General features: G+C 42.3%; 23 protein-coding genes. 12 read left to right on the top strand and 11 right to left on the bottom strand.

Going from position 1 to position 25,486, the window contains the following annotated elements:
* Positions 1 to 233: 233 nt before the first annotated feature.
* Positions 234 to 806, bottom strand: a complete 573-nt coding sequence (locus tag FTU72_RS10560) for a peptidylprolyl isomerase (protein WP_104426782.1) — start codon at positions 804 to 806, stop codon at positions 234 to 236.
* 103 nt (positions 807 to 909) lie between these two features.
* Between FTU72_RS10560 and FTU72_RS10565 the strand changes: the two genes are divergently transcribed.
* A complete protein-coding gene (locus FTU72_RS10565) occupies positions 910 to 1,581 on the top strand; it encodes an acetoacetate decarboxylase family protein (RefSeq protein ID WP_180052818.1) in 672 nt (223 codons plus the stop codon).
* Between the two features lie 45 nt (positions 1,582 to 1,626).
* Here the strand turns inward: FTU72_RS10565 and FTU72_RS10570 are convergent, their stop codons facing one another.
* Positions 1,627 to 2,697 carry an alpha/beta hydrolase gene (locus tag FTU72_RS10570; protein ID WP_180052817.1) on the bottom strand — a complete coding sequence of 357 codons (1,071 nt, stop codon included), beginning with the start codon at positions 2,695 to 2,697 and terminating at the stop codon, positions 1,627 to 1,629.
* Between the two features lie 213 nt (positions 2,698 to 2,910).
* On the opposite strand from FTU72_RS10570, the gene FTU72_RS10575 reads away from it, so the two are divergent.
* From FTU72_RS10575 to FTU72_RS10600, 6 genes are all read left to right on the top strand, one after another.
* A complete protein-coding gene (locus FTU72_RS10575) occupies positions 2,911 to 3,405 on the top strand; it encodes a hypothetical protein (protein WP_180025579.1) in 495 nt (164 codons plus the stop codon).
* 726 nt (positions 3,406 to 4,131) lie between these two features.
* Entirely contained in the window at positions 4,132 to 4,680 is a 549-nt protein-coding gene (gene grpE, locus FTU72_RS10580) for a nucleotide exchange factor GrpE (RefSeq protein WP_180052824.1), read from the top strand.
* 118 nt (positions 4,681 to 4,798) lie between these two features.
* Positions 4,799 to 6,739 (top strand): molecular chaperone DnaK, encoded by a 1,941-nt coding sequence (gene dnaK, locus FTU72_RS10585; RefSeq protein WP_104426786.1) that lies wholly within the window; start codon positions 4,799 to 4,801, stop codon positions 6,737 to 6,739.
* Positions 6,740 to 6,905: 166 nt separating this feature from the next.
* Positions 6,906 to 7,301: a hypothetical protein gene (locus FTU72_RS10590; protein ID WP_257218537.1), complete on the top strand. Its 396-nt coding sequence runs from the start codon at positions 6,906 to 6,908 to the stop codon at positions 7,299 to 7,301.
* Between the two features lie 120 nt (positions 7,302 to 7,421).
* The gene (locus FTU72_RS10595) at positions 7,422 to 8,327 is read left to right on the top strand and encodes a matrixin family metalloprotease (protein WP_180052816.1); all 906 of its coding nucleotides are present in this window, start codon (positions 7,422 to 7,424) and stop codon (positions 8,325 to 8,327) included.
* Positions 8,328 to 8,438: 111 nt separating this feature from the next.
* The gene (locus FTU72_RS10600) at positions 8,439 to 8,816 is read left to right on the top strand and encodes a hypothetical protein (RefSeq protein ID WP_180052815.1); all 378 of its coding nucleotides are present in this window, start codon (positions 8,439 to 8,441) and stop codon (positions 8,814 to 8,816) included.
* Positions 8,817 to 8,876: 60 nt separating this feature from the next.
* Here the strand turns inward: FTU72_RS10600 and erpA are convergent, their stop codons facing one another.
* The 4 genes from erpA to FTU72_RS10620 form a co-directional block, all read right to left on the bottom strand.
* Positions 8,877 to 9,212, bottom strand: a complete 336-nt coding sequence (gene erpA / locus FTU72_RS10605; RefSeq protein ID WP_004780362.1) for an iron-sulfur cluster insertion protein ErpA — start codon at positions 9,210 to 9,212, stop codon at positions 8,877 to 8,879.
* 116 nt (positions 9,213 to 9,328) lie between these two features.
* Complete coding sequence (locus FTU72_RS10610; protein WP_180052823.1) at positions 9,329 to 10,342, bottom strand: putative solute-binding protein; 1,014 nt, start codon at positions 10,340 to 10,342, stop codon at positions 9,329 to 9,331.
* Positions 10,343 to 10,536: 194 nt separating this feature from the next.
* On the bottom strand, positions 10,537 to 11,547 hold the full coding sequence (locus FTU72_RS10615; protein ID WP_004780360.1) for a putative solute-binding protein: 1,011 nt from the start codon (positions 11,545 to 11,547) through the stop codon (positions 10,537 to 10,539).
* A gap of 253 nt (positions 11,548 to 11,800) precedes the next feature.
* Complete coding sequence (locus tag FTU72_RS10620; RefSeq protein ID WP_159124291.1) at positions 11,801 to 12,805, bottom strand: putative solute-binding protein; 1,005 nt, start codon at positions 12,803 to 12,805, stop codon at positions 11,801 to 11,803.
* 212 nt (positions 12,806 to 13,017) lie between these two features.
* On the opposite strand from FTU72_RS10620, the gene FTU72_RS10625 reads away from it, so the two are divergent.
* Both FTU72_RS10625 and FTU72_RS10630 read left to right on the top strand, forming a co-directional pair.
* A complete protein-coding gene (locus tag FTU72_RS10625; RefSeq protein WP_179993061.1) occupies positions 13,018 to 14,961 on the top strand; it encodes an ATP-binding cassette domain-containing protein in 1,944 nt (647 codons plus the stop codon).
* 304 nt (positions 14,962 to 15,265) lie between these two features.
* Positions 15,266 to 16,429 (top strand): zinc-dependent alcohol dehydrogenase, encoded by a 1,164-nt coding sequence (locus FTU72_RS10630; protein ID WP_159124281.1) that lies wholly within the window; start codon positions 15,266 to 15,268, stop codon positions 16,427 to 16,429.
* A 696-nt stretch (positions 16,430 to 17,125) separates the two neighbouring features.
* Here the strand turns inward: FTU72_RS10630 and FTU72_RS10635 are convergent.
* From FTU72_RS10635 to dnaA, 5 genes are all read right to left on the bottom strand, one after another.
* A complete protein-coding gene (locus tag FTU72_RS10635) occupies positions 17,126 to 17,473 on the bottom strand; it encodes a hypothetical protein (protein ID WP_180052814.1) in 348 nt (115 codons plus the stop codon).
* A gap of 191 nt (positions 17,474 to 17,664) precedes the next feature.
* Positions 17,665 to 20,130 carry a DNA topoisomerase (ATP-hydrolyzing) subunit B gene (gyrB, locus tag FTU72_RS10640; RefSeq protein ID WP_180052813.1) on the bottom strand — a complete coding sequence of 822 codons (2,466 nt, stop codon included), beginning with the start codon at positions 20,128 to 20,130 and terminating at the stop codon, positions 17,665 to 17,667.
* A gap of 54 nt (positions 20,131 to 20,184) precedes the next feature.
* Positions 20,185 to 21,267, bottom strand: coding sequence for a DNA replication/repair protein RecF (gene recF, locus FTU72_RS10645; RefSeq protein WP_166139276.1), 1,083 nt, complete (start codon positions 21,265 to 21,267; stop codon positions 20,185 to 20,187).
* A 25-nt stretch (positions 21,268 to 21,292) separates the two neighbouring features.
* The gene (gene dnaN, locus FTU72_RS10650) at positions 21,293 to 22,441 is read right to left on the bottom strand and encodes a DNA polymerase III subunit beta (protein ID WP_159124285.1); all 1,149 of its coding nucleotides are present in this window, start codon (positions 22,439 to 22,441) and stop codon (positions 21,293 to 21,295) included.
* A gap of 109 nt (positions 22,442 to 22,550) precedes the next feature.
* The gene (gene dnaA, locus FTU72_RS10655; RefSeq protein WP_004780349.1) at positions 22,551 to 23,933 is read right to left on the bottom strand and encodes a chromosomal replication initiator protein DnaA; all 1,383 of its coding nucleotides are present in this window, start codon (positions 23,931 to 23,933) and stop codon (positions 22,551 to 22,553) included.
* A 658-nt stretch (positions 23,934 to 24,591) separates the two neighbouring features.
* Between dnaA and rpmH the strand changes: the two genes are divergently transcribed.
* From rpmH to yidD, 3 genes are read left to right on the top strand one after another with little or no spacing between them, the layout of a single operon-like run.
* Positions 24,592 to 24,726 carry a 50S ribosomal protein L34 gene (gene rpmH, locus FTU72_RS10660; protein ID WP_000831329.1) on the top strand — a complete coding sequence of 45 codons (135 nt, stop codon included), beginning with the start codon at positions 24,592 to 24,594 and terminating at the stop codon, positions 24,724 to 24,726.
* Between the two features lie 29 nt (positions 24,727 to 24,755).
* Positions 24,756 to 25,151 carry a ribonuclease P protein component gene (gene rnpA, locus FTU72_RS10665; RefSeq protein WP_034706193.1) on the top strand — a complete coding sequence of 132 codons (396 nt, stop codon included), beginning with the start codon at positions 24,756 to 24,758 and terminating at the stop codon, positions 25,149 to 25,151.
* A 9-nt stretch (positions 25,152 to 25,160) separates the two neighbouring features.
* A complete protein-coding gene (gene yidD / locus FTU72_RS10670) occupies positions 25,161 to 25,481 on the top strand; it encodes a membrane protein insertion efficiency factor YidD (RefSeq protein ID WP_005233127.1) in 321 nt (106 codons plus the stop codon).
* Positions 25,482 to 25,486: the final 5 nt, after the last annotated feature.

The raw sequence follows: 25,486 nt of genomic DNA on the forward strand, positions 1-25,486 counted from the left end.
GACTTCGATAAACTTAACAACTCAACGCTTCGTGTTTCGTTCGTTTCCGTCTATCTCGTCGGTATGAGCTCATTATAGGGCAATTTCCTACACAAGCAAGTGCTTTTAACGCACACCAATCATGACTGTTTCATTTTTATGCACCAAATTAGTTCATTTTCCTACCAATTGTTACATAAGTTCATAATATTCCAAAGAAAATATAAACAAAACATTTATGTTTTATTTTTCACTTACTTTTTCACGCTTGGTGCTTTAATGGTCACACTGTTGATTTTCACAGCTGTTTTCGGAACATCCTGATGCATGCCATAGTTCTGAGTAGGTACTTGAGCGATCTTATCGACTACTTCCATACCTTTTGTGACCCGCCCAAATACTGCATATCCAGCATTTCTTGGTGAACGATCCAGAAAACTGTTATCTACCAAGTTAATAAAGAACTGCGCTTTCGCCGAATTAGGGTCGTTGGTACGTGCCATGGCCAAAGTGCCACGTTTGTTTTGCAAACCATTATCTGATTCATTCTTGATTGAAGCTTTATTATTGGCTTTTTCTTGCATGTTGAGATCAAAACCTCCGCCCTGAATCATGAAGCCTGGAATGACCCGATGGAAAATGGTTCCTGTATAGAAGTTGCTTTTGACATATTCTTCAAAGTTTTTCACCGTAATCGGTGCTTTGTCATTAAAGAGTTCAATTTCGATATTACCGGATGAGGTCTTCATCTCGATCAGGGTATTGGCAGCAAAACTTGGCAAGCTAAATGCGATCAACGCGATAGCAGATAATGATTTTTTTAACATTTTTTAACTCATCTACTGATAAAGAAAGGTTGAGATTCACAACATATTAATCTTTCATGACTAATAATGCAGTGACCTGCCGACTAAAGACAAGAGAATAATAATGAGCCATGCATTACTACAGGAGAAAAGCGTCCATCAATTTCCGCCTTGGCATTTGCAGGGGGAGGGTTTTATTCTAAATTACTGGATTACCCTTCATTTCATTCGTGAATTTCAAAGTTTTCGGATTGCGCCATCTCCACTTGGCCGTGTCGTTCAGGTTTTATTGGTGCGCTATCATCATTCTCCTGTGGGTCCTTATGATGAATTGCTGATTATGGATCATCCTTTAATTAGCAGACGGCGTCTTTCGACTATTCCGAAAATTTATGTCTCTACTCATGAATCTATTGTGCATGGTCAGCACTTGTGGGGTATTCCTAAAGAATATGCAGAGTTTGACTGGCAAGAACAGGGACAGGAAACGATTTGTCGCATAACTCATCGTGGGCAAAGCATGACGCTTCGTCTTAAAAAACCTAAATCTCCTCGTTCTTTCTATTTAAATAGTCATCATCTTCCAAGCTCCATGCTAAAAATCCGGCAAACCTGGAAATCCCAGCATTATCAGTTTAGCCCTCAATTCCGGGGTTATTTATCCAAGCTCATTCAAGCAGAGTGGCAAGATACTCAGGATATATTCCCAGATTTTTCTAAAGCTAAATATTTACAAAGCTTTTATGTACCTAAATTTAATTTAGTCTTTCCAGAAGCCAAGATCCATAAAAAATAAAAAAGGTGTTTCACGTGAAACACCTTTTTTATATCTATTTTTGAATCAGATCTTTTTATCCAGGAATTTACGGAAATTCTTGCTGAGTTCAATAACCTGCTTTTTCGAACGTTTATGAATTGGGGTCAGATTGATAAAACCGTGTGCCTGATCCGTATATTCCTGATAGTACACTCGTACCCCATTCTCACGTAACTTCAGAGCATAGATTGAACCCTCATCATGCAACACATCATGACGGGCGGTAATCACATAGGCAGGCGGTAGATTCTTCAGTTCACCATAGGTCGGTGAAATCAGCGGATCGTCCAGTTCGACCTGATGTGTTTCAGCATATAGCTTGGTCACCAGATCAATATCCTGAGCTGAAAGTACCAGGCCCTGATTGTATGCATAAAAAGAAGGATGGCGGCTTTTAAAATCGACAGCCGGGTAAAGCAATAACTGTGCGCGAGGTGCATAGATTTTATCGGCACTCCGCTGCGCAACCACTGCCGCCAGATTTCCACCTGCACTATCCCCTGCCACTACAATCTGGTTTTTATAGATTTTCAGCTGCTTAATGTTTTGATGTACCCAAGCCAGAGCATCTTCACAGACCTGTACCATCTGCAAAGGACTGTATTCGGGCGTTAGCGGATAAGCCACGCTGAGTACCTGCACCTTGGCATGCACCGCCAATAAACGGCAAAACTCATCATGTGTATCCAAACCACCCACTATAAATGCACCACCATGATAGAAAATGACCATCGGCAATTTTTTCTGTGGTGCCGGATGATAATGTCGGGCAAAGATAGTGCCATTTTGCAATGGCAGACGCAGATCCTCGACTGCCTTGACCGGCGTCGGTTTCGCCTGAATAGCTTTCATGCGTTCATCAAACAGTTGACGTGACTGCACCGCATCTTCACTAATAAAACTGTGCTCTCCCTGTTTAATCTGAATCGCCATCAAGCATTTTATATAAGGATCCAAATCAGGATAGTCATAAGGATAATCCAATGCTTTTACCAGACGTACTTGTGCAAAGCTCGGCAGGCAATCCAGCAAGCGTGCTGCAGTGCCCTGCCCCTTATCCATTACAAATTTTGTGACCGGATTATTCACACCCATGAGTTTTCATCCTTTTCCCATAATTCTTCATTTTTTCTACATGATTAGGGTTTTAGTGACCATATTCTTATATAAGTCTTAATATCAATGTACATAGATCATCTGCCAAATACGCTAACCTGAATTTAATCAGATGTCATTGACAGTTTAAGTGAGATTTTTACAGCACTTTTGCGACTTTGATGTAGAAGTCTGTATAAAAGGAGATAGCTTATGGCGATAAGAATAATAACGGTATCCTTAGCCACTGCATTTTTAGCCGTAGGCTGTGTGGCTTTTCCTGATGATGGTTATTATGACGGACGTTATGACCGTCGCGATCGAGGTTATGACTATCGTTATGATCAAGACCGCCGCTATGACCGGCAACGCTGGGAATATGAACAGCAACGTAAGAGGCTGGAACTGGAACGGCGCAAAAATATTCAGCAGCGTAACTGGGAACAGGAACGTCGTCGGCAAATAGAACTGGATCGTCGTAAAACTCAACTGGAACGACAACGTCTGGAACAGCAACGCAAGAATCTGAGTAACCAGCGTCAGAAACAGGCCCAGGCCGAACGTAAACGTCGCCAGCAGCTGGAACAACGTAAAAAAGTGGCAGAACAGCAGCGTAAACGGGTTCAGCAAAACCGCTCCAATAATCCACGCTGGAATGATCAGCGACGTAAACAGGAACAGCAGCGACCACGTAATCGTCGTGATTAGGCAGAATATAAATAAAAAAAGAGGCCCTGATTTAGATCAGGGCTTTTTTTATGGACTCGGTTTTATGGTTTTGATCTCATTCCAGTTATTTTCTTTGAATAGAAGAAATGTTTTTACTCAACACAGCCTTGATGAAGATGATCCCATTTTATAAGTCGAAAACCGTAGCAAATTTCAGGCAAAAAAAAAGGCTTATCTAGAGAAAAGATAAGCCACGAAAACACATTTCTAAAAAAGAGAAGAAACTACAGCGATAGAATCTGAAATGAATAATATAGCGTTGCTCATTTTTTGTGTAATACTTTATTGCTTAGTTATTAATCGCTTTTATGTCTAAAAAATAATCTGGACAAAAAAAAGCCGGACCATGTGTGAGGGATCCGACTGGAAAAAACAGCTTAAAAAAATAAGGCAACAGCAACCTGGTTCAGCTCTCTCCTCAGAACAAGGTCGCTGTTAATGACGCTATGATGCACCGGTCTTAAAAATATTTAAAACAGATAAAAATTATTATTTCTATCTAAAAATACGATGCTACATTTATGAAAGTCATTAAATCTAAATAAATCCTAAAATTAATCTGTACTTGTGCTTGAATTTTTTACCCCTGCCCCGATTTCTTTAAATAATTAAAAATTTCAATCATGGCAGTTCAGTATTAACGCAGTTAACTCTGACGCCCAAGGACTGTACATGTTTAAAAACCCATTTAAACGGAGTAAATCAATGGCAACTGAGCAGAACGAACAAGTTCAAGATCTTGAGCAAGAGCAAGCGACACAAGAGGTAGAGCAAACTCAAGCTGAACCTGAGCAAGTAGAAGTTACCGTTGAATCTTTACAAGAGCAGATTGCACAACTTGAAGGTGACTTAAAGTTAGAAAAGGCACGCACTGCCAATGCAGTTTACGAAGCACAAAAAAGTGTAGAACGTATTCAGCGTGAATCAGAAAAGCATAAAGACACTGTGCTGGAAAAGTTCTCTAAAGAGCTGCTAGATACAGTGGATAACCTGGAGCGCGCGATTGTTGCTGCAGGGGAAGAACAGGGCTCGTTACGTGAAGGCGTAGAACTGACCCTGAAAGCGTTGCTCAATACACTAGAGAAATTTGGTGTAGTCGCAGTTGATACCGCAAATGGTTTTAATGCTGAATTGCATCAGGCAGTCGGTATTGATCCAAATGCCAAATCTAATGAAATCGGTACAGTCTTGCAAAAAGGCTATGCCCTCAATGGTCGTTTATTACGTCCTGCAATGGTCATGGTTGGCGCTTAAGCGAAATAAATCGGGAGTTTGTGAAATTTTTTCTAAAAATTTACTTGAAAAAAATTGAACGGCTCTCATATCGGATAACAAGTGTAAATCACAAAAAAATTTTTGAGGAAACATCCAAATGGCTAAAATCATTGGTATTGACTTAGGTACTACAAACTCATGTGTTGCAGTACTTGAAGGCGACAAAGTTAAAGTTATCGAAAACGCTGAAGGCGCACGTACAACTCCATCTATTATTGCGTACAAAGATGGTGAGATCCTTGTTGGTCAATCAGCTAAACGCCAAGCGGTAACCAACCCTAAAAACACATTATTCGCGATCAAACGTCTGATCGGTCGTCGTTATGAAGACCAGGCAGTACAAAAAGATATCGGTCTGGTTCCTTACAAAATCCTGAAAGCTGACAATGGCGATGCTTGGGTTGAAGTAAACGACAAGAAACTTGCTCCACAACAGATCTCTGCAGAAGTTCTGAAAAAAATGAAGAAAACTGCAGAAGACTACCTGGGTGAAACAGTCACTGAAGCGGTGATTACTGTTCCTGCTTACTTCAACGATGCACAACGTCAAGCAACTAAGGATGCAGGTAAAATTGCAGGCCTAGAAGTTAAACGTATCATCAACGAACCAACTGCTGCGGCGCTTGCGTTCGGTATGGACAAGAAAGAAGGCGACCGTAAAGTTGCGGTATACGACTTGGGTGGTGGTACATTCGACGTTTCAATCATTGAAATTGCTGACCTTGATGGCGACCAGCAAATCGAAGTGTTATCAACTAATGGTGATACCTTCCTTGGTGGGGAAGACTTCGATAACGCATTGATCGACTACTTGGTTGAAGAGTTCAAGAAAGAACAAAACGTGAATTTGAAAAACGATCCACTTGCGTTACAACGTCTTAAAGAAGCAGCTGAAAAAGCAAAAATCGAGCTTTCTTCTTCTAACGCAACTGAAATCAACCTTCCATACATCACTGCAGATGCGACTGGTCCTAAACACTTAGTGATCAATGTAACTCGTGCAAAACTTGAAGGTTTAGTTGCTGATCTTGTAGCTCGTACCATCGAGCCTTGTAAGATTGCGCTGAAAGATGCAGGTCTTTCAACTTCTGACATCTCTGACGTAATTTTGGTAGGTGGTCAGTCTCGTATGCCGCTTGTACAACAAAAAGTACAAGAATTCTTCGGTCGCGAGCCACGTAAAGACGTGAACCCGGACGAAGCAGTCGCAATGGGTGCTGCGATCCAAGGTGCGGTATTGTCTGGTGATAAAACTGACGTACTTCTTCTTGACGTAACTCCACTAACTCTTGGTATTGAAACCATGGGTGGCGTGTTGACTCCAATCATTGAGAAAAACACGACGATTCCTGCGAAGAAATCTCAGGTGTTCTCAACTGCTGCGGACAACCAGCCTGCTGTAGACATTTCAGTTTACCAAGGTGAACGTAAAATGGCTCAACAAAACAAATTGTTGGGTAACTTCCAGTTAGGCGACATCCCACCTGCTCCACGTGGTGTGCCACAAATTGAAGTATCGTTCGACATCAACGCGGATGGTATCTTGAAAGTATCTGCGAAAGATAAGAGCACTGGTAAAGAGCAATCTATCCAGATCAAAGCAAACTCAGGTTTGTCTGATGCTGAAATCGAAGCAATGATCAAAGATGCTGAAGCAAATGCTGAAGAAGACCGTAAGTTCGAAGAGCTTGCAAAAGCACGTAACGAAGCGGATGCGCTAGTTTCTTCTGCTCAAAAAGCAGTAAAAGATCTTGGCGAACAAGTGACTGCTGACGAAAAAACTGCAATCGAAACTGCGGTTTCTGAGTTAGAAGCGTCTACGAAAGAAAATGATGTTGAAGCAATCAAAGCGAAAACTGAAGCATTGCAAAACATTATTATGCCGATCACTCAACGTGCTTATGAAGCAGCTCAAGGCCAAGGCGGTGCACAAGGTTTCGATCCTAATGCATTCCAAGGCGGCGAAGGCCAAGCCCAAAAAGCAGATGACGGCGTAGTTGATGCTGAATTCACTGAAGTAAAAGATGACAAAAAATAATTTGTCACTTTGAGAAAAAGACCGCATTTTATGCGGTCTTTTTTTTGTTCAATACATAGGCAATAGAATCTTTTTTAATTAAACTATAATGAAATAAATAACTTAAAAATAAAAACGTATGCAGAATTTTGTTAAGCTTTTTCTTCTGGCTTCCGGGCTTGCGATCATGCTGCTCTACCCGATGGGCAATCTGCTTCTGATCTTACCGCCGAATGTGGTACTCGCGCCTTTTAATTACCTGCAAACTTTCGGAATTGAAGCTTCTTTTTCCTTGGGTTTTCTGATTGCCATTATTGTATTACTGATCCTGGCAGTACCTCAGCGTTATCCTTCCGGAAAAGGCTTTATCATTCTAGCTATTGGATTGCTGAGCTATATTATTTTCCAGATCTTTAAATCTGAAATCACGCTGTATGCCTTTAATCACCAAACCAGACATTCCTATAACCTGAAATATTTAATTGAATTTATGATCTTCTTATTGAATGGTATAGGCCTTGGTTTTATCTATCATTCCAATATGCCAAGACAGGTTGAACAGTGGAAAGGTAAAAAATCATAATCTGACCTGAACAGAACCGTGCATAAGCACGGTTTTTTATTGCCACTTTTTATCGCTCTGACGCTAGGATTTTGCTGGTTTTTTAGCTACATTGAGCCAAACAATATTTAAAAAAACACTATGCGTCTTTTAAGCTTTCTGGGGATTGTCGTTTTCATTGTGTCACTGTTTTTGTATCTACAAACCAAGACCCATCCACAATTAAAATTTAATTCCCTGACTGACCGTTTGACCCATCCTTTCGATACCCGCTTACGTTTCCGGATTGACCAGGTCGATCCTGGCTTTGGCCTGACCCGTGATGAGGTCATTCAATTAAGTCAGGAAGCGATTCAGATCTGGCATGAAGGAACCAGTCGCGATGATCTGATGGTCTATGATGAGAATGCTCAGCTGGCCATTCAACTGATTTATGATCAACGCCAACAGGACTATGAAGCCTTTAAAAAGGTTGAAAAAAAGTTACTTGCCGATGAAGCCAGATATCAGCGTGAAGTCAGCAATCTGCAAGTTTCACAGAAAAATCTGGAAGATCAGCAGCAACGACTGATCCAGCAAAAAAGTCAGCTTGAGTTTGAATTTCAAACTTTATTGCAACGCCGTCAACAAGCCAGCTCATCTGCCGAGCGTGAACAGCTTCAGTATGAGATGGAAATGCTCAAGCCTAAACTGGAAAGTTTTAAGCGCGAATATGCCTATCTTCAGGAACAGCTATCTTCATTTAATCAGCAAGTTTCTGTTCATCAAAACAGTGTGCAAAGCCATCAGCGAAATATCCAGCAGGCCCAGCAGCGTTTTCCCCCACGCCAGTTTCATAAGGGTATTTTTATGGGAGATAAGATCCAGATTTACCAGTTTGATGCCAAAGATGATTTACGTTTAACTTTGGCACATGAGCTGGGCCATGCCTTGGGTCTCTATCATCATAATGATCCGGAAGCCTTAATGTATCCTGTATTGGGTGAACAGAATCTGCAAGATTTCAAACTACGCCCGGCAGACAAGACCCTATTGTATACCCGATAACATTCAGGTTTTAATTCCCTATATTATTTATGTGTTTAGGCTAGTAAAAATACAACTTGGTTTCATTTCATGTTATTGTGAAGAACAGTAGGACGTCTTAGGCCAACTTTCTTGGAGATTCATGTGAGTTACTACCATATTTTAATTGAAGTAAATGACCACATTAGTACGATTGATGAAACCCGTGATATCGAGATCTTTGATATCGAGGATATTCAACCTTATCTTCATTCAATTTTGCTGCCTTATTTCAATGAACAGCTGATCGAGCTGAATGATGAAAATCTTGAATTTAAGGATATTTTGCATCTGCAAGTGAAACAGACTTTGTTACCGATCAATGACTTGATTGAGGAAGAACAGCGTCTGTTGCCGAGTGATACGGACATTACCATTACAGCCTACGAGATATTTAATAACCGCGAACTGAGTCAGGATGTCACTACAGTGATTTTTGACCTGCTTGAAGCGGTCAAACTGGAAAGCTAAGCTTTCTTCAGATATAAAAAAGTCCTCATATGAGGACTTTTTTATTCAACTTGATAGGTATTAGATCGAGAATGAAGATCCACAACCACAGGTCGTGGTCGCATTCGGGTTTTGTACCACAAAACGTGAACCTTCCAGACCTTCAACATAGTCAACCACTGAACCGACCAGATATTGATAGCTCAGAGAATCGACCAGCATTTTGACATCGCCATTGACGAATTCTGCATCATCTTCATTTTGGCTTTCCGCAAAGTTAAAGCCATAAGAGAAACCTGAACAACCGCCACCGGTGACATACACACGGAGCATTAAGTCTTGGTTACCTTCACTGTCACGCAACTGGCGTACTTTATTTGCGGCATTGTCGGTGAGCACAAGCGCTTGAGCATTCATGGCGGATTCCTCTGTTGAATGGAATGTCTTTAAAAAGAAAAGACCATATTTTAAGTATAACACACTCAATATATGGTCAGTCTGTACAGATTAAAAGTCAAATCAGAGTAATTTTATCAGGATTTTTTATAGTTCTCATCCTGTAATGCACATTCGAAGTTTTTCGGATTTTGCTTGCAGCGGAATTGCCAGAGTAACTTCATCATGCGTTTATCATAAATACCCCGTTTGGTCAGATCAATCCGCGAATCACGCATCAGCTTTTGGTAACCTGGCTTATCTGCTTCAGGAATATCCATCCAGTATTTAGAGGGAATATCTGCCTTCATTTTACCCAAAATTCCAAAAGCACGTGGTAACTGGCTTTTCACCCATTCACGTGATTTTTGTCCATATCCTGCCGGGAATTTATCTGGACGAATAATAATATTACCGGTGACCTGCAATACCGGATAATTCACAATAGCACCCTTGCTACCCAAACCTTTATGCAGTTCTAGCGGTTTAAATACAGCAGCCGGCGCGCCAATAATATCGACCTGACCATTGTTAAATTTAGAGCCAAAGTTGGTCACATCGGCGCTGACTGCCTGTGCACCCACCTGTTGAACCATGATTTTTTGTGCTTCGTCATAGTCAAGTACAGCAATTTTTTTACCTGCTGCTTTTGCAACAGTATTAATACTCCGGTCATTGACCATCAGGAAGGCATCGCCTACCGGAATTACCCCTGCGACTTCATACTTGCCTTGAACCATGAGCTTGGCAAAGGTCGGACTCGCCAGGCCTTGCATAACTTTTACCGCCAGGTTCAGATCAGGAATTGCACCAATCGCATCGAGTGAACCAGTAAAACGGTTGAACTGACGGCCACGCATACCCGTGACACTGATCCCGTCACATTTACCAGCTTTAAAATCTTCTGCGACGACGGCTTCATTGGTATTTACCCTGAGCTCGATATCAGCACCCCAGTTTTTTGCAGCCAGCTGATAGTCTTTCATTACAGCATAAACGTCACCATTTTTGCCGACCAGATCGAATACACATACCACCTGTTTTGCCTGAGCCAGACCTGAAACTGTCACGAGTGCTGCACCTACAGCCAGGGCTTTCCATCCTCTCTGCATCATTTTGCTTTCCTTGATTGCCTTGTTTTTGTTATCTGCTTTAAGTACTACATGTTATTGTTTTTTATACTAAACATGAAAGCATTATTTTTAATCAGCTTAACTGCTTTGCCGTGATCTGCAATGGCAGATCTGACTTTGTTTAATATAAAAAAAGCTTAGATAAATCTAAGCTTTTTTCCTTAAAAATCAAATTATTCGCCAGAAAGTGAACATTCAAAGTTGGCCTTATCGACAGAGCAACGCGCACGCTTCAGTACTGACATCATGCTGGCATCATAGATTCCACGCTTGGTCATATCCATACGCCCTTCACGTAATAGCTTCTGGTACTTGGTTTTGTCTTCCGCGCTCAGATTCAGCTTATATTTCGCTGGAATACCGGCTTCCAGACGATTGATCATCGCCATGCTCTTAGGCAGATTTTTAATGAACCAGTCACGAGACTTCTGACCAAAACCAGCCGGGAATTTTTCCGGACGAATCACAAAGTCAGAAGTGACATGCAGTACCGGGAAGTTAAACATGGCACCGCTATTGCCCAAACCTTTATAGATTTCGAGTGGCTTATACGCATACGCCGGTGCGCCCACCATATCGACCTGACCATTATTAAACTTGGCCACGAAGTTGGATACATCAGACACTACAGCCTGAGCACCTACACGTTGAACCATGATTTTTTGCGCATCATCATAGCCAAGAACAGCAAACTTCTTGCCTGCCGCTTTTTCAATGGAGTTAATATTTTTGTCACGTACAAAGATAAAAGCTGAACCTAATGGCGCAATCCCAGCCACCTCATATTTTTTACCGCCCATGGTGGTAACCATTTTAGCGGCATTACGCTTATCCAAAGCGAAGCTAATCGCACGCTGTGCAATGGCATTACTTGGAGCACCACCTAAGGCATCGATTGAACCGGCAAACTTGTTGTATTGACGGGCACGCATGGCGGTCATGAATACACCATCACATTTGCCAGCCTTAAAGTCATTGTCAGCGACGGCTTCATCCTGACGGGCGATCAGATTAATATCTGCGCCCCAGCCTTTTGCTGCCAGTGCCCATTCCTGAGCCATCTGGAAAGACTCGCCAGATTTACCAAGTAGGTCAAACACACAGATATCGACCTTTTCTGCATGTGCCACACCTGCAAAACCAAATGCAGAAAATGCAGCCAATGATAAGAGTGTTTTTTTCATTTTAGTTATCCTTTGAAATCTTGTTGTTAGCTGAGTGTCCGTACACGCGTCAAATATTAAGCAAATTTATTTTAAAAAAATAGAGCATTTACTCCAGATAAAAGCGGCTTTTTGGCCTATAAAGATAAATCAGTTTTTCTTGATTTCTTTTATCTTATTTTTTATAAATATATCAGCATCTTAATATTTTAGCTTAGCTACTTTGAATTACATTTCATTCGCTGTAGTTACAAAGATATACATGATTTTAAAACTATTCACCACTAATTGAGCATTCGAAATTGGTTCTTTCCACAGTACAGCGTGCCCGTTTTAATACCGTCATCATGCCAGCATCATAGATGCCCTGTTTGGTTAAATCCATGCGTCCTTCACGCAGAATTTTTTGATAACTGACCTGTTCCTCACGACTCAGGTTCAGAACATATTTACGCGGGATTTCTGCTTCCATCCGTTTTACCATCGCGAAGCTGCGTGGTAACTGCTTAACAAACCATTGTCGGGAATTGGCTGCAAACTGTTCCGGAAATTTATCCGGTCGAATAATCAGATCTGCTGTGACATTGACCACCGGAAAGTTAATCATGGCTCCTTTTTGGCCCAGTCCTTTAGTCACTTCGAGAGGTTTAAAGGCATAAGCGGGCGCTGCCACAATATCCACTTCACCCTGATTAAATTTACGGATGAAATTGGAAATTTCCGAATTTACCGGTACAGCTTCTACCCGGTTCACCATAATGGTTTGGGCATAGTCATAATGTAGAACTGCAAACTTCTTGCCTTTAATATGTTCTAGCTTGTTCATATTACGATCACGGACAAAGATATAAGCAGGACCAATCTGGCCAATACCGGCTACTTCAAATTTTTCCTTGCCAATCTGAGTGGTCATGCGCTTGGTATTACGCTTATCCAGCACATAACTCACCGCTTTCATGGCAATGTCATTATTAGGAACGCCGCCAATGGCATCAATGGAGCCTGCAAATTTGTTATAAGCTCGCGCGCGCATGGAGGTCATATAGAAGCCATCGCATTTTCCGGCTTTGGCATCCTGATCGACTTTGGCTTCATCCTGATAAGCAATCAATTGAACCGTAGCCCCCCACTGCTTGCTGGCTAATGCCCATTCTTCCAGCAGTTTGAAGGATTCACCCGATTTTCCCAGTAAATCAAATACACAGACATTGACTGGGGCAGCATGTGCACTCGAAGCCCATAGGCCCAGTGCAGATAAAATTAAAAATCCTTTTTTCATTTTTATTCTACTCAATATTATTATGAGCCTTGATGGCTCTATCTTTCGGTTTTTAAACAAAATAGAGTATTTACTCAAAACATAGATTCATCATATATGAATCTATAAATTTTTAAAGCTTGAACAGGATAAACTGCAACGAAGATTTTTTGTTTTCTCCCGGCTTTCCATTAGAATAGCGGCATTCTCTTTTGCCCTTGTTAGTAAGTTCAATGATTCAGTTAGACCAAGTTTCGTTACGCCGTGGTGGGCGAGTGTTATTTCAAAAAGCCTCCATGCAGCTTCATCCCGGCTGGAAAATTGGTTTAACCGGCGTGAATGGTGCAGGAAAATCCACCCTGTTTGCGGCTCTTTTAGGTGAGCTCAGTGCAGATGAGGGCTCGCTAACCCGTCCATCCGTTTGGACCGTAGCGCATATGGCTCAGGAAATTAAAGCGCTAGATATGCCGGCCATTGATTTTGTTCTGTCAGGCGATGAAGAGTATTGGGATATACAGGCTAAACTAGCGCATACGGAACAGCTTTCTGATGCAGAACTGGCACAGCTACATGGCCGTTTTGACGAGATTCATGGCTATTCCGCTCCCTCTAAAGCAGCACAGTTAATGGCTGGTTTAGGCTTTATGGATCATCAGATTCGCCTGGATGTTTCCAGCTTTTCAGGCGGTTGGCGGATGCGTTTGAATTTGGCCCGTACCCTGATGAGCCGTTCAGACCTGCTATTACTCGATGAACCGACCAACCACTTGGATCTGGATGCGATTTTGTGGCTCGAAGACTGGTTAAAGGCGTATGAAGGCACTTTAGTGCTAATTTCGCATGACCGTGATTTTCTGGATGCCGTGACGGATCATATTCTGCATATCGAAAATCAGGAACTCACCCTCTATACCGGTAATTATTCAACTTTTGAAGTGACCCGTAGCGAGCGTCTGGCGCAACAGCAACAGGCCTTTGAGAAACAGCAGGAAGCCCGAGCACATTTACAAAAATTTATTGACCGTTTCAAAGCCAAAGCAACTAAAGCACGTCAGGCCCAAAGCCGGATCAAAATGCTGGAGCGTATGCAGGATCTCGCCCCTGCTCATGTAGATACGCCTTTTACCTTCAGTTTCCGTGAACCGACCAAAATGAGTTCACCACTTCTGGCCTTGGAACAGGCGGAAATTGGTTATGGCGATAAATCGATTGCCAGCAAAATTAATCTGCAAATCACTCCAAATTCACGTATCGGTTTATTGGGGATGAATGGTGCGGGTAAATCAACCCTGATCAAAACCTTAGTCGGAGATTTGCCTTTATTAAATGGTCAACGTAAAGCCTCAGAATTACTCAATATTGGTTATTTTGCCCAGCACCAGATGGATGCTTTGGACGCTAATGCCAGCCCAATGCTACAACTGGCACGTATCGCCGATCCAAAAATCAGTGAAGCTTCTTTACGCTCTTTCCTCGGCAGTTTCGGTTTTAGCGGTGAGCGCATGGATACCCCATGTGAGAGTTTCTCTGGGGGTGAACGTGCACGTTTGGCTTTGGCTTTAATTGTTTGGCAGCGTCCAAATGTACTGATTCTGGATGAACCGACAAACCATCTGGACCTGGATATGCGCCATGCCCTGACTATGGCTTTGCAGGATTTTGAAGGTGCGGTGGTACTCGTTTCGCATGAACGTCAATTGATTGCGACAGTATGTGATGAATTGCTGTTAGTACATGCCGGACGTTGTACCGAATTTGAGGGTGATTTGCAGGACTATGCCAAATGGTTACGTGAAGCGCGTCAACAGCAGATCAATGCACAGAATGCCTTAGCCAAAGCACAGGTAGTAGAAACAGAAGCTAAACCTGTGGTGGTAGCCAAAGTAGATAAGGAAGCACAGCGCAAACTGGCCGCTCAGCGTCGTGAGCAGACTCGTCCGATTCGCAAGAATATCGAAAAATGCGAAGCGCAAATTGACAAGTTACAACCGCGTCTGGCAGAAATTGAAGAATTGCTGGCAGATAGCGCTTTATATGAAGCTGCACGTAAAGATGACTTGCTGAAACTTATGAACGAGCAAACTGAACTGAAACAGAAACTGGAAACTGCCGAAGAGCAAATGCTAGAACTGATGATGGAGCTAGAAAGTTTGGAGCAATCTTTTCAGGAAGGTTAAGTTTTAAACCTTGATTCAAATCTTAGAGATTAGCTGCAACTGGAGCTAATCTCTTTTTTATACTTTTTATATATTGCTCTCTCCATCTTTTCCCTGATTTTTTTATCGAAACCGTTTTTTGACATATTTTGTAGTGAATTACGCAAATCCTATATAAGTTTATTTTTTAAACACTCGGATGTCTTATTTCATACATTAATTTACAGCGATTTCCTGGCGCATAAGGCTCTAATAAAAGTGTTTTTTATTTTTGGTAGCCTTGATACGAGTCTGTTTAATGTTGAACTAGAGAGAGGAAATCCGCATGCGTGCTCTTACCTATCATGGTGCTCGGGATGTACGAGTTGAATCCGTTCCAGATCCAGTGATTCAGGAACCAGATGACGTCATTTTAAGGGTGACAGCGACTGCCATCTGTGGCTCAGATCTGCATCTATACCGGGGTAAAATCCCGGCCACTGAAGATGGCGATATTTTCGGCCATGAATTTATGGGAATTGTAGAAGAAGTCGGCCCTGAAGTCACAGAAGTCAAAAAAGGCGACCGGGTAATTATTCCTTTCGTGATTGCATGTGGTCACTGTTTTTTCTGTGAACATGAACTGATGGCTGCCTGTGAAAATACCAATACTGGCCGTGGTGCAATTATCAATAAGAAACAAATTCCACCAGGTGCGGCTCTGTTTGGTTATAGCCATTTATATGGCGGTGTACCAGGCGGACAGGCTGAATATGTTCGTGTGCCTAAAGGTAATGTGGGCCCATTTAAAGTGCCAGGATCATTACCGGATGAAAAAGTCCTGTTTCTGACTGATATCTTGCCTACTGCATGGCAGGCTGTAACCAATGCCCAGGTCACTCGCGGCTCCAGTGTTGCGATTTATGGTGCTGGTCCAGTTGGTTTACTGTCGGCTGCCTGCGCACGTATGCTGGGTGCCGAACAGATCTTTATGGTCGATCACCACCCTTACCGTCTGCGTTTCGCCCATCAAACTTATGGTGCAATTCCAGTGAATTTTGATGAAGTCGATGCAGCTGAATATATTATTCAAAATACTGCCGGTCATCGTGGTGTTGATGCCGTCATTGATGCGATTGGTTTCGAGGCCAAAGGCAGTTTGCTTGAAACTGTGATGACGAATCTAAAAATTGAAGGTTCGAGCGGCTTTGCCCTACGTCAATGTATCGCCGCAGTACGCCGTGGTGGTGTGGTGAGTGTGCCAGGTGTATATGCTGGTCCAATTCATGGCTTCCTGTTTGGTGATGCCTTCGATAAAGGCTTGACCTTTAAAATGGGTCAAACACATGTACATAAATTCTTGCCACAATTACTTGAATATGTAGAAAATGGCCAGCTGTCTCCAGAAGTGATTATTACCCATCGCATGAAACTGGAAGAAGCTGCTGAAGGCTACCGTATTTTTGATAAACGTGAAGAAGACTGCCGCAAGATTATTCTGACCCCATAAATACAATGGTAAAAAATAGAAAGCGCCGTTAGGCGCTTTTTTTATTTTTGATCACCATTTTATAAACCGTATTTTTTTCTATTTTCAGTTTCTAAAAGCTCAGATCTATTGTCTGTTTATCAAATGAACTGGCACTAGGTCACGTGATGACCCAGCTTAAAAAAACTAAGCTATAGAAGTAAAAGTTAGAAAAATCTATAAGCCTATGATTCAGTAATAAAAAATTGAAAGTTCACTTGATTATTAAATTAATTGTGTAGTTTAGCTACAGTGAAGATTTTTAGAATTAAAATATGTTCCACGCTGATTGTTAATTAAATCTACAATATCAATATAAACCATTAATTTTTAAGTTATTTATATAATTTACCATTAAAAACAGATAAAAACTCACCTGAACTGGTTGCCGTTAAAGAACATAGAAGATATGGCTCCAACTAGTCTTTTAAATTCAAAAACCCATTTTAAATTTAAAAACACTTATCCACAAGATAGAGAAATTAAATTTAAATTTAAAAAATTAAGAGATAAGAAAGACAATATAACTTGTGGATAAATACTATCTTATTCACATAAAAAAATATGGATAACTTTGCAGTTATCCACACGATTGATCAGGGTTCAAACAAAATTTAAAACAACACTATTCAAATATTTTTAGAAAATTTCGAAGTAACTTAATAAATCATTGGAACTTTAGGATTTAAAAAATCTAAGTTCTAGAATTTTCCATTCATCCTCTAGCTTCCAGATCTCCTGAAGACGCTGTTTATTATTTTCCAGTCCAATCAAGATCCGGCATTCGGTCTGATCTTCATTGTACTCGTATTCTTCATATTCTATGTCTGGCTTCAGCGGTTTCCATACACCGTTTTGTACCGCATGAGCGATCCGGTCATAACGCAGATAACTTCCTTCTACGCGGCCTTCCTGTTCAAAAACCACCTGAAAGTCCTGATGTTCGTAGTGGCGCAGCACATCATAGTCGCCACTATAGAATGCATTGGCCCAGATCTCACGTATTTCTTCAAGCTGGCTATCCATGGATAAACCTCTTTATAAATAAGACTTGATTCTACTGAACTAGGTTTTTTAAGACCTAGCATTAGCAGATCATTGGTCTAAAAACTGCTTAGATTAAAATTATTCTAAACAGTTCATCTGGCATTAATAGAAAATTTACGTAAAAAAAGCGCCTTAAAAGGCGCTTTTTCGTTTCGATTTATTCCGATGGATCAGGTATCAATATCGGCATTCAAGGCATTTTCTTCAATGAAGGCACGACGTGGTTCCACATCATCCCCCATCAGACAAGAGAACATACGGTCTGCTTCAATCGCATCCTGTACCGTCACTTGTAGCATGTTACGGTTTTCTGGATCCATCGTGGTTTCCCACAGCTGGTCTGCGTTCATCTCACCCAGACCTTTATAACGCTGGATCATCATGCCGCGGCGAGAGTCTTGCAGAATGTGCTGCCAAACCTGATGGAAACTGCTGACCTGAATCTTGCGCTCACCTTTCTGTAAATAAGCACCCTCTTCAAGCAGCGTGAACCAGCTTTTCGAATTTTTCAGTAAACGTGCATATTCACTTGAGCTGAGCAGGCTAGCATCTAGCAGGTAATGATGCGGCAGGTTATGCACATAAATTGTAATCCGTGGTAACCAGCTTTCTACGATCTGGCCATCAACACCTTTTTCAAAACGTTCCAGACTCAATTCAGGACGTAAACTTGGCTGGATTTTTTCAATCGCTGCACGCAGGTCTTCACCCCAGGTTTCCACATACGCTTTATCTTCCAGCTGATCCAGCTTGAATGCTTCGAGTGAAATCAACGCATCCAGCAAGCTTGCAGGATAACGTACAGTTAAACGTGCCAGGCTCTTCTGTGAAGTTTGATAATCAGTAATCACATTGGCCAGAGCTTCACCACGAATCGCAGGGGCATCAGCACTGATATGCAGTTCCAGCTCATCAATCGCATTCGAAATCAGGTAAGTTTCCAGTGCATCATTGTCCTTGATGTACTGTTCCTGTTTGCCTTTTTTCAGCTTGTACAATGGTGGCTGCGCAATATAGATATGACCACGTTCCACCAGTTCCGGCATTTGACGGAAGAAGAAAGTCAGCAACAACGTACGAATGTGTGAACCATCCACGTCAGCATCGGTCATGATGATGATTTTGTGATAACGCAGCTTGTCCGGGTTATATTCTTCACGACCAATCCCACAGCCGAGTGCCGTAATCAGCGTGCCCACTTCTGCAGAAGAAATCATACGGTCAAAGCGGGCACGTTCCACGTTCAGGATCTTACCTTTTAGCGGCAGAATTGCCTGCATCTTACGGTTACGGCCCTGTTTTGCAGAACCGCCCGCAGAGTCACCTTCGACCAGGTACAGTTCAGATAAAGCTGGATCTTTCTCTTGGCAATCCGCCAGTTTACCTGGAAGACCGGCGATATCGAGCGCACTCTTACGACGGGTCATTTCACGGGCTTTACGCGCCGCATCACGGGCACGCGCTGCATCAATGATCTTGCCTGCAATTGATTTAGCCGCCTGTGGATTCTCTAACAGATATTCAGAGAATGCCTTGTTCATGGCCTGCTCAACGGCAGATTTCACTTCACTCGATACCAGTTTTTCTTTGGTTTGTGAAGAGAATTTCGGATCCGGCACTTTTACTGACACAATCGCAGTCAAACCTTCACGCGCATCATCACCTGAAACCACAACTTTTTCTTTTTTCAGGATATTTTCACTGTCCATGTAGTTATTTAAACCACGGGTCAGTGCTGCACGGAAACCGGCTAAGTGAGTACCACCATCCTTTTGCGGGATGTTGTTGGTAAAGCAGCGTACATTTTCCTGATAAGAATCATTCCATTGCAGTGCAACTTCTACACCAATGCCATTTTCCGCCTGAGTGGTGAAATGGAAAATGTCATTCAGGTGGGTTTTACCTTGGTTAATGTACTTAACAAACTCAGCCAAACCGCCTTCATAGTCAAAAATGTATTCGGCATTGATACGTTCGTCACGTAATACGATTCGTACACCTGCATTCAGGAAGGACAGTTCACGTAAACGACGTGCCAGAATATCGACATTAAAAATGGTCTGGCTAAAGGTTTCAGCACTTGGCCAGAAACGCACGCGAGTACCGGTCTTATCGGTCTCACCCACCACTTTTAACGGGAATTTTGGATCACCATGACGGTATTCCTGTTCATGGATTTTACCGGCACGATGAATAGTTAATTCCAGTTTTTCTGACAATGCATTTACTACGGATACACCTACACCGTGCAGACCGCCAGAAACTTTATAGCTGTTATCATCAAACTTACCGCCAGCATGCAGAATGGTTAAAATTACTTCTGCAGCAGACACACCTTCTTCAGGATGAATGTCGGTCGGAATACCACGGCCATTATCTGATACTGAAACTGATTCATCTTCATGAATAGTCACTAAAATTTCATCACAGTGACCTGCCAGCGCCTCATCAATCGAGTTATCTACGACCTCGAAGACCATGTGGTGTAAGCCGGTACCATCGTCTGTATCACCAATGTACATGCCTGGACGCTTACGTACTGCGTCTAAACCACGTAATACCTTGATGCTAGAGGAATCATAAGCTTTTTCAGTGGTTTGTTCTGTTTGAGAAGCAGCTTGATCTTCTGAACTCATGGTTTCTCCCTAGTGAAATATAGGTTTATCCAAAGATAGGTAAAAATTTAAAAACTATTGCACAACAACTTGAACTGTACCGTTTTCAACATTGAATAACTGATATGAGATAGACAGATCATGTAGGTGCTTTTGTACTGATTCATGGTCTAAAGTGGTAATAAAAACTTGACTACCAAGCTGGCTCAATCGCTCAATTAAACGTTGTTGTGCGGTTAAATCTAATTCTGCTGTCACATCATCTAATAATACCACAGTTTCCTTATTACAAGAATGCAGCATTGCGATTTGCGACAGTTTAAGCGCCATCATTAAAAGCTTTTTTTGTCCGCGAGATAAGATCACATCAGCATCCCCCAAAGGGGTCTTGAGACGCAAATCTGCGCGATGTGGACCATATTCGGTATAGCGTCGTTCCACATCTTTATCATGATGATTGGTCAGGTCATTCAGCAGGCCGTTTTCGCTGTGAAAGCCAGGGCTGTATTCCAGAGAAATCTCCAGATCAGGCAGTAGATGCTTGAGATCATCCTCAAAAAATGGCTTCCACTGTTCCACGATGCCGACACGCTGGGAGTGCAAAATCTCGCCATACTCACTCAGCATCTGGTTCCACGGTTCCAGATCAGACAAACTTAGAAAACGTTTGGATTTAAGCAGACTGTTCCGCTGTTTTAAGGCTCGTGAATAATATTGCCAGGCATGATAAAACTCTGGTTCCACGTGGAACATTAACCAGTCCAATAACTGACGACGTGGTTTGGCGCCATGATCGATAATATCGGTACTTTGTGGATCAAGCAGTTGTAAGGGCAACATTTTAGCAAGCTGGCCTTGAGTCGCAATCGCATCGCCATTGACCTTAATCAGCTGTTCCCCGCTGGCCATTTTTTGCATGCCGACTTTTTCAGTTTCCGATTGGGCGAACACAATCGCATCCGAGGCACCATGCTGAATGTAATTTTTCGGGATATGGGTACGAAAGGAACGTCCTGTGGCCAGTAAATGAATAGCTTCCAGTACTGAAGTCTTGCCTGAACCATTCTGGCCATAAAAAACATTAAACGGTTGCAATCCCTGGAGTGCAACCGTTTTTAAATTTCGTACACGTTCAATATGAAGACGCGTAATATGCATAGCGTTGGCTTAGCTCAGCTGTCGCTTAGACACGCATTGGCATCACGACATAGGTCTGATCGGTATGAGACGGATCCTGAACCAGTACAGACTGATTCGCTTCAGTCATGGTCATTGATACATCTTCACCGTCCAGTACCCCTAGCACTTCAATCAGGTATTGCGCATTGAATGACATTTCCAGTGGTGCATCTGCATACTGGATGGCCAGATCTTCAATCGCCTCATCCTGTTCCGGGTTATTGGCACGAAGTTGTAATGAACCGGCATTAAAGTTCAGGAATACGCCACGCAGTTTTTCATTACTCAAAATAGCCACGCGTTGTAAAGATTGCTTAAACACGTCATGCGCAATAATCACATTCTTGTCGCCACCACGTGGAATCACACGGCGGTAGTCCGGGAATTTACCGTCAATCAGTTTCGTAGTGAAACGAACTGTGATATCGGTCTGTTCTTTATCACGGCTGGCCATGCGAATGGTCACATTCAATAATTCACGACCAATCAGCAGAGAAAGCTGCTCATCTTCAACGCTTAATAAACGTTGCAATTCAGCGACTGCCTTACGTGGAACAATGGCTTGAATCGGTTGAGTTGCTGTCGATTGTGCTGCTGTTTCACACAGTGCCAAGCGGTGACCATCTGTCGTTACCGCACGAAGCTGATTGGCGTCAATTTCAAGTAAAGTACCGGTCAGGTAGAAACGCACATCCTGCACTGCCATTGCGAAAGCCGTTTTTTCAAACAGACGCTTTAATTCGCGCTGAGTCACAGTCACTTGCGTGCCTTGAGTATTTTCAGTATTCAGTAATGGATAGTCATCCGCAGGCAAAGTACCGAGCACAAAACGACTATTTCCAGATTTCAGGATACAACGCTGGTCATCGGTAATTTGCAGGTCGATCAGGGCTGCTGATGGCAAAGATTTACAGATATCAATCAGCTTACGTGCTGGAACAGTGGTTTCACCGGCTTGCAGGCATGCACCTTCAGCCAACTGTGTGCTGGCAACCAGTTCTACTTCCAGATCCGAACCGGTGACGGTCAAAGCTTCAGCAGTCACCTGGATTTTCAGGTTTGAAAGAATATTTAAGGTATGGCGACGTTCAACCGCTCCTACGACATGTGAGAGAACATTCAGTAAGCTTTCTTTCGCGATTTTTAAACGCACGGTACATTCCTCTAAAGCTGAAGATTAATAAGATAAAAGTTGAATTTTTAGCAGTTAACTATGCGGCAAAACAGGCCGCATAGCAAGAACAGAATTTGAGCGTTTTAGGTCAACTCTGCAACAGGCGTTGCAGGTTTTTATAGTCCTCATTGAAGATCGGATCTTCTTCACGCAAGCTCTGTACTTTTTCGCAGGCATGCATGACTGTACTGTGATCTCGACCACCAAAAGCCATACCAATTTCCGGGAAACTGTCTCCAGTCAGTTCACGTGCCAGACCCATTGCAAGCTGACGTGGACGCGCATAAATACGGGTACGTTTTGGACCTACCAGCTCTTTAAGTGGAATGCGAAAATACTCACTCACTACACGCTGGATATTTTCAGTGCTGATGGTCCGGGCACGAATTGCGAGGACATCTTTCAAAGACTCACGCACCACATCCAGATCAATCGGTGTTCCTTTAAAACGCGAGATCGCCACCACTTTGTTTAGCGCACCTTCCAGTTCACGGACGTTCGCTACTACTTGTTGGGCGATAAATAGCGCACAGTTACGTGGTAAATCTACACCGGTGTTTTCGGCTTTTTTCAGCAAGATTTCAATTCGGGTTTCGATATCGGGTGGTTCCACACCCACAGAAAGTCCCCAGGAAAAACGTGAAACCAGACGTGGATCCAGTTCGGTCAATTCTTTAGGATAACGATCCGAGGTGAGAATAATTTGCTTCGATTCATCCAATAGCGCGTTAAAGGTATAGAAGAACTCCACCAGACTGGCTTCTTTACCTGCCAGCAAATGAATATCATCGACTAGCAAAAGATCCAGTGAACGGCAGTTTTTCTTAAACTCTTCAACCTTGCCCTGTTGTAGGGAACTGACAAAATCCTGCACAAAGCTTTCCGCAGTCATATACATTACGCGGGCATTGGGTTTTGCCTGTAATAATGCATTCCCGACGGCCTGCATCAAGTGGGTTTTACCCAGACCAGTCGGACCATATAAAAATAGCGGGTTATGTTGTGAAGCCCCGAGTTGGGTTAACACCTTACGACAGGTTTCAGCTGCCATCTGGTTAGAACGGCCTTCAACAAATAACGAGAAGGTAAATAAAGGGTTCAGCTGACGTTTACGGCTATTTTTGCCTGAATCTTCTTTTTCTTTCTTAGGACGCGGTGCTGGCGCAACCACAGGTGCAGATTCCAAAGCCGCTGTTGTCGTCGCTGGCTGTTCACTGGCAGATAAAATTGCACCTGGACGTGAATCCACCAGAATTTCAACTTTACGTACGCGACCTTCAGACAGCTGTTCGGCCAAAATCGAAATCAGTTCCAGATGATGCTCTTGAATGTAGCGCGTCCAATATGGATTAGGTGCATAAAGACGCAGGGTATCGTCCAGCTCTTCTGCAACCAACGGGCGAATCCACATTGTAAAGACATTTCCAGAGAGCTCTTGTCGCAAGCGATTTAAGCAGTCTGTCCAAAGCATGTGAATCCCCTATTCATTCCATTGTTAATCAAAAAGGCTGACCGCGACCAAAGCGGGTCGCCATTCTAACCAAGTTATCCACATCTGTCATGGCAATTTCCACAGATTTTGCGCAAAAAGCAGTCATGGTGGATAAATTTAAATTTAAAAAGCTGGTGTGGATAAGTTTATCCGCAAGCTGTGGATAAAATATAACACAAAGTTATCCACAAAGTATAAAATTAATAAAAACAGTTTTATCCACAAACTAAGTTTTTGTTTATTTAATACAAAATTAGCTTTTCCACAGAAAAAGTCCACCCTAATAGTAATAAATTTAAATTTATAAATTTGAATTTATTTATAAGATTTGATTCTTTTGTGGATAACTGAGAAAAGTTTAAATTTAAATTCAAAACTTATGGGTTAAATTTAGATTTCACATAAGTTGTGGATAACTATGTTGATATAAGTGTTAATAACTTATATTTAATTTTAAAACAAATAGTTATATTGTGGTTAACTTATATATAGGTATTTGAATACAATTTTTTTAATCCCTATTTACAATTTTGATTTCAGTCTTATTTGAAAAGAAAGTGGCTTTTGCATTGACAGCTCAAGCAATGAGCACTAAAATCGCGGACCTTTATAGAAAGATCATTTTTGGAGTTTCAATATGAAACGTACATTCCAACCATCTGAATTAAAGCGTAAACGCGTTCATGGTTTCCGTGCTCGTATGGCTACTAAAGCTGGTCGTCAAGTTCTAGCTCGCCGTCGTGCAAAAGGTCGTCACAGCTTAACTGTTTAATCAGTTAGGCTTTGCCGATTTTGGGTGTTATGACTACACTTTATAGTTTTGGTACAGAGCTTCGTTTACGCTGTGCTGCAGATTATAAAGGAGTCTTTGATGGTGCGCTTTTTAAAGTGCATCAACCCCATTTCCTTTTTCTTGCAAAACATTCCGAACTGCCAAACAGCCGTTTGGGTTTAGTTGTTGCCAAGAAAAAAGTGCGCCGTGCGCACGAACGAAATCGAGTAAAACGACTTGCTCGCGAAAGTTTTCGCCTGCATCAACAGCAACTAGATGATTTGGATATTGTGGTTATGCCTAAAGTAGGTATAGAAGCAGTGCCGAACGCAGAGTTGCATCAGCAATTACAATTTGCCTGGCAGAAACTCAACCGTCTTGCCAAAAAGCATTCCAAAATAGCATCATCCTCCCCACAAAAGTAGAGATGGCCAATGGTACGTTTACTGCATTGGTTAATACGTTTCTATCAGATTGCGATTAGTCCTTTATTGGGACCACGCTGTCGTTATATTCCAACATGTTCTCAATATTCCTTGGAAGCAGTCCATACACATGGAGCTGTACGTGGTGTGTGGCTGGCTACTAAGCGTATTTGCCGTTGTCATCCGTGGGGTGGCTCTGGATATGATCCGGTTCCCCCGAAAGCGATTCGTTTTATTTCATTTCAGCAAATAGATTCTCAAACGCTTCACGTTGCTGTACCCTTTCGTGATCGTTTATTGAACCAAAATCACTCTAACCACTTGGGGTAATACAT

Origin of the sequence: Acinetobacter sp. YH12137 (assembly GCF_013418535.1) — a bacterium.
Lineage (GTDB): Bacteria > Pseudomonadota > Gammaproteobacteria > Pseudomonadales > Moraxellaceae > Acinetobacter.

Bases quoted from the DNA above. Each gene is read 5' to 3' on its own strand.
- FTU72_RS10560 (WP_104426782.1), bottom strand. From the start codon at position 806: ATGTTAAAAAAATCATTATCTGCTATCGCGTTGATCGCATTTAGCTTG.
- FTU72_RS10565 (WP_180052818.1), top strand. From the start codon at position 910: ATGAGCCATGCATTACTACAGGAGAAAAGCGTCCATCAATTTCCGCCT.
- FTU72_RS10570 (WP_180052817.1), bottom strand. From the start codon at position 2,697: ATGGGTGTGAATAATCCGGTCACAAAATTTGTAATGGATAAGGGGCAG.
- FTU72_RS10575 (WP_180025579.1), top strand. From the start codon at position 2,911: ATGGCGATAAGAATAATAACGGTATCCTTAGCCACTGCATTTTTAGCC.
- grpE (WP_180052824.1), top strand. From the start codon at position 4,132: ATGGCAACTGAGCAGAACGAACAAGTTCAAGATCTTGAGCAAGAGCAA.
- dnaK (WP_104426786.1), top strand. From the start codon at position 4,799: ATGGCTAAAATCATTGGTATTGACTTAGGTACTACAAACTCATGTGTT.
- FTU72_RS10590 (WP_257218537.1), top strand. From the start codon at position 6,906: ATGCTGCTCTACCCGATGGGCAATCTGCTTCTGATCTTACCGCCGAAT.
- FTU72_RS10595 (WP_180052816.1), top strand. From the start codon at position 7,422: ATGCGTCTTTTAAGCTTTCTGGGGATTGTCGTTTTCATTGTGTCACTG.
- erpA (WP_004780362.1), bottom strand. From the start codon at position 9,212: ATGAATGCTCAAGCGCTTGTGCTCACCGACAATGCCGCAAATAAAGTA.
- FTU72_RS10610 (WP_180052823.1), bottom strand. From the start codon at position 10,342: ATGCAGAGAGGATGGAAAGCCCTGGCTGTAGGTGCAGCACTCGTGACA.
- FTU72_RS10615 (WP_004780360.1), bottom strand. From the start codon at position 11,547: ATGAAAAAAACACTCTTATCATTGGCTGCATTTTCTGCATTTGGTTTT.
- FTU72_RS10620 (WP_159124291.1), bottom strand. From the start codon at position 12,805: ATGAAAAAAGGATTTTTAATTTTATCTGCACTGGGCCTATGGGCTTCG.
- FTU72_RS10625 (WP_179993061.1), top strand. From the start codon at position 13,018: ATGATTCAGTTAGACCAAGTTTCGTTACGCCGTGGTGGGCGAGTGTTA.
- FTU72_RS10630 (WP_159124281.1), top strand. From the start codon at position 15,266: ATGCGTGCTCTTACCTATCATGGTGCTCGGGATGTACGAGTTGAATCC.
- FTU72_RS10635 (WP_180052814.1), bottom strand. From the start codon at position 17,473: ATGGATAGCCAGCTTGAAGAAATACGTGAGATCTGGGCCAATGCATTC.
- gyrB (WP_180052813.1), bottom strand. From the start codon at position 20,130: ATGAGTTCAGAAGATCAAGCTGCTTCTCAAACAGAACAAACCACTGAA.
- recF (WP_166139276.1), bottom strand. From the start codon at position 21,267: ATGCATATTACGCGTCTTCATATTGAACGTGTACGAAATTTAAAAACG.
- dnaA (WP_004780349.1), bottom strand. From the start codon at position 23,933: ATGCTTTGGACAGACTGCTTAAATCGCTTGCGACAAGAGCTCTCTGGA.
- rpmH (WP_000831329.1), top strand. From the start codon at position 24,592: ATGAAACGTACATTCCAACCATCTGAATTAAAGCGTAAACGCGTTCAT.
- rnpA (WP_034706193.1), top strand. From the start codon at position 24,756: ATGACTACACTTTATAGTTTTGGTACAGAGCTTCGTTTACGCTGTGCT.
- yidD (WP_005233127.1), top strand. From the start codon at position 25,161: ATGGTACGTTTACTGCATTGGTTAATACGTTTCTATCAGATTGCGATT.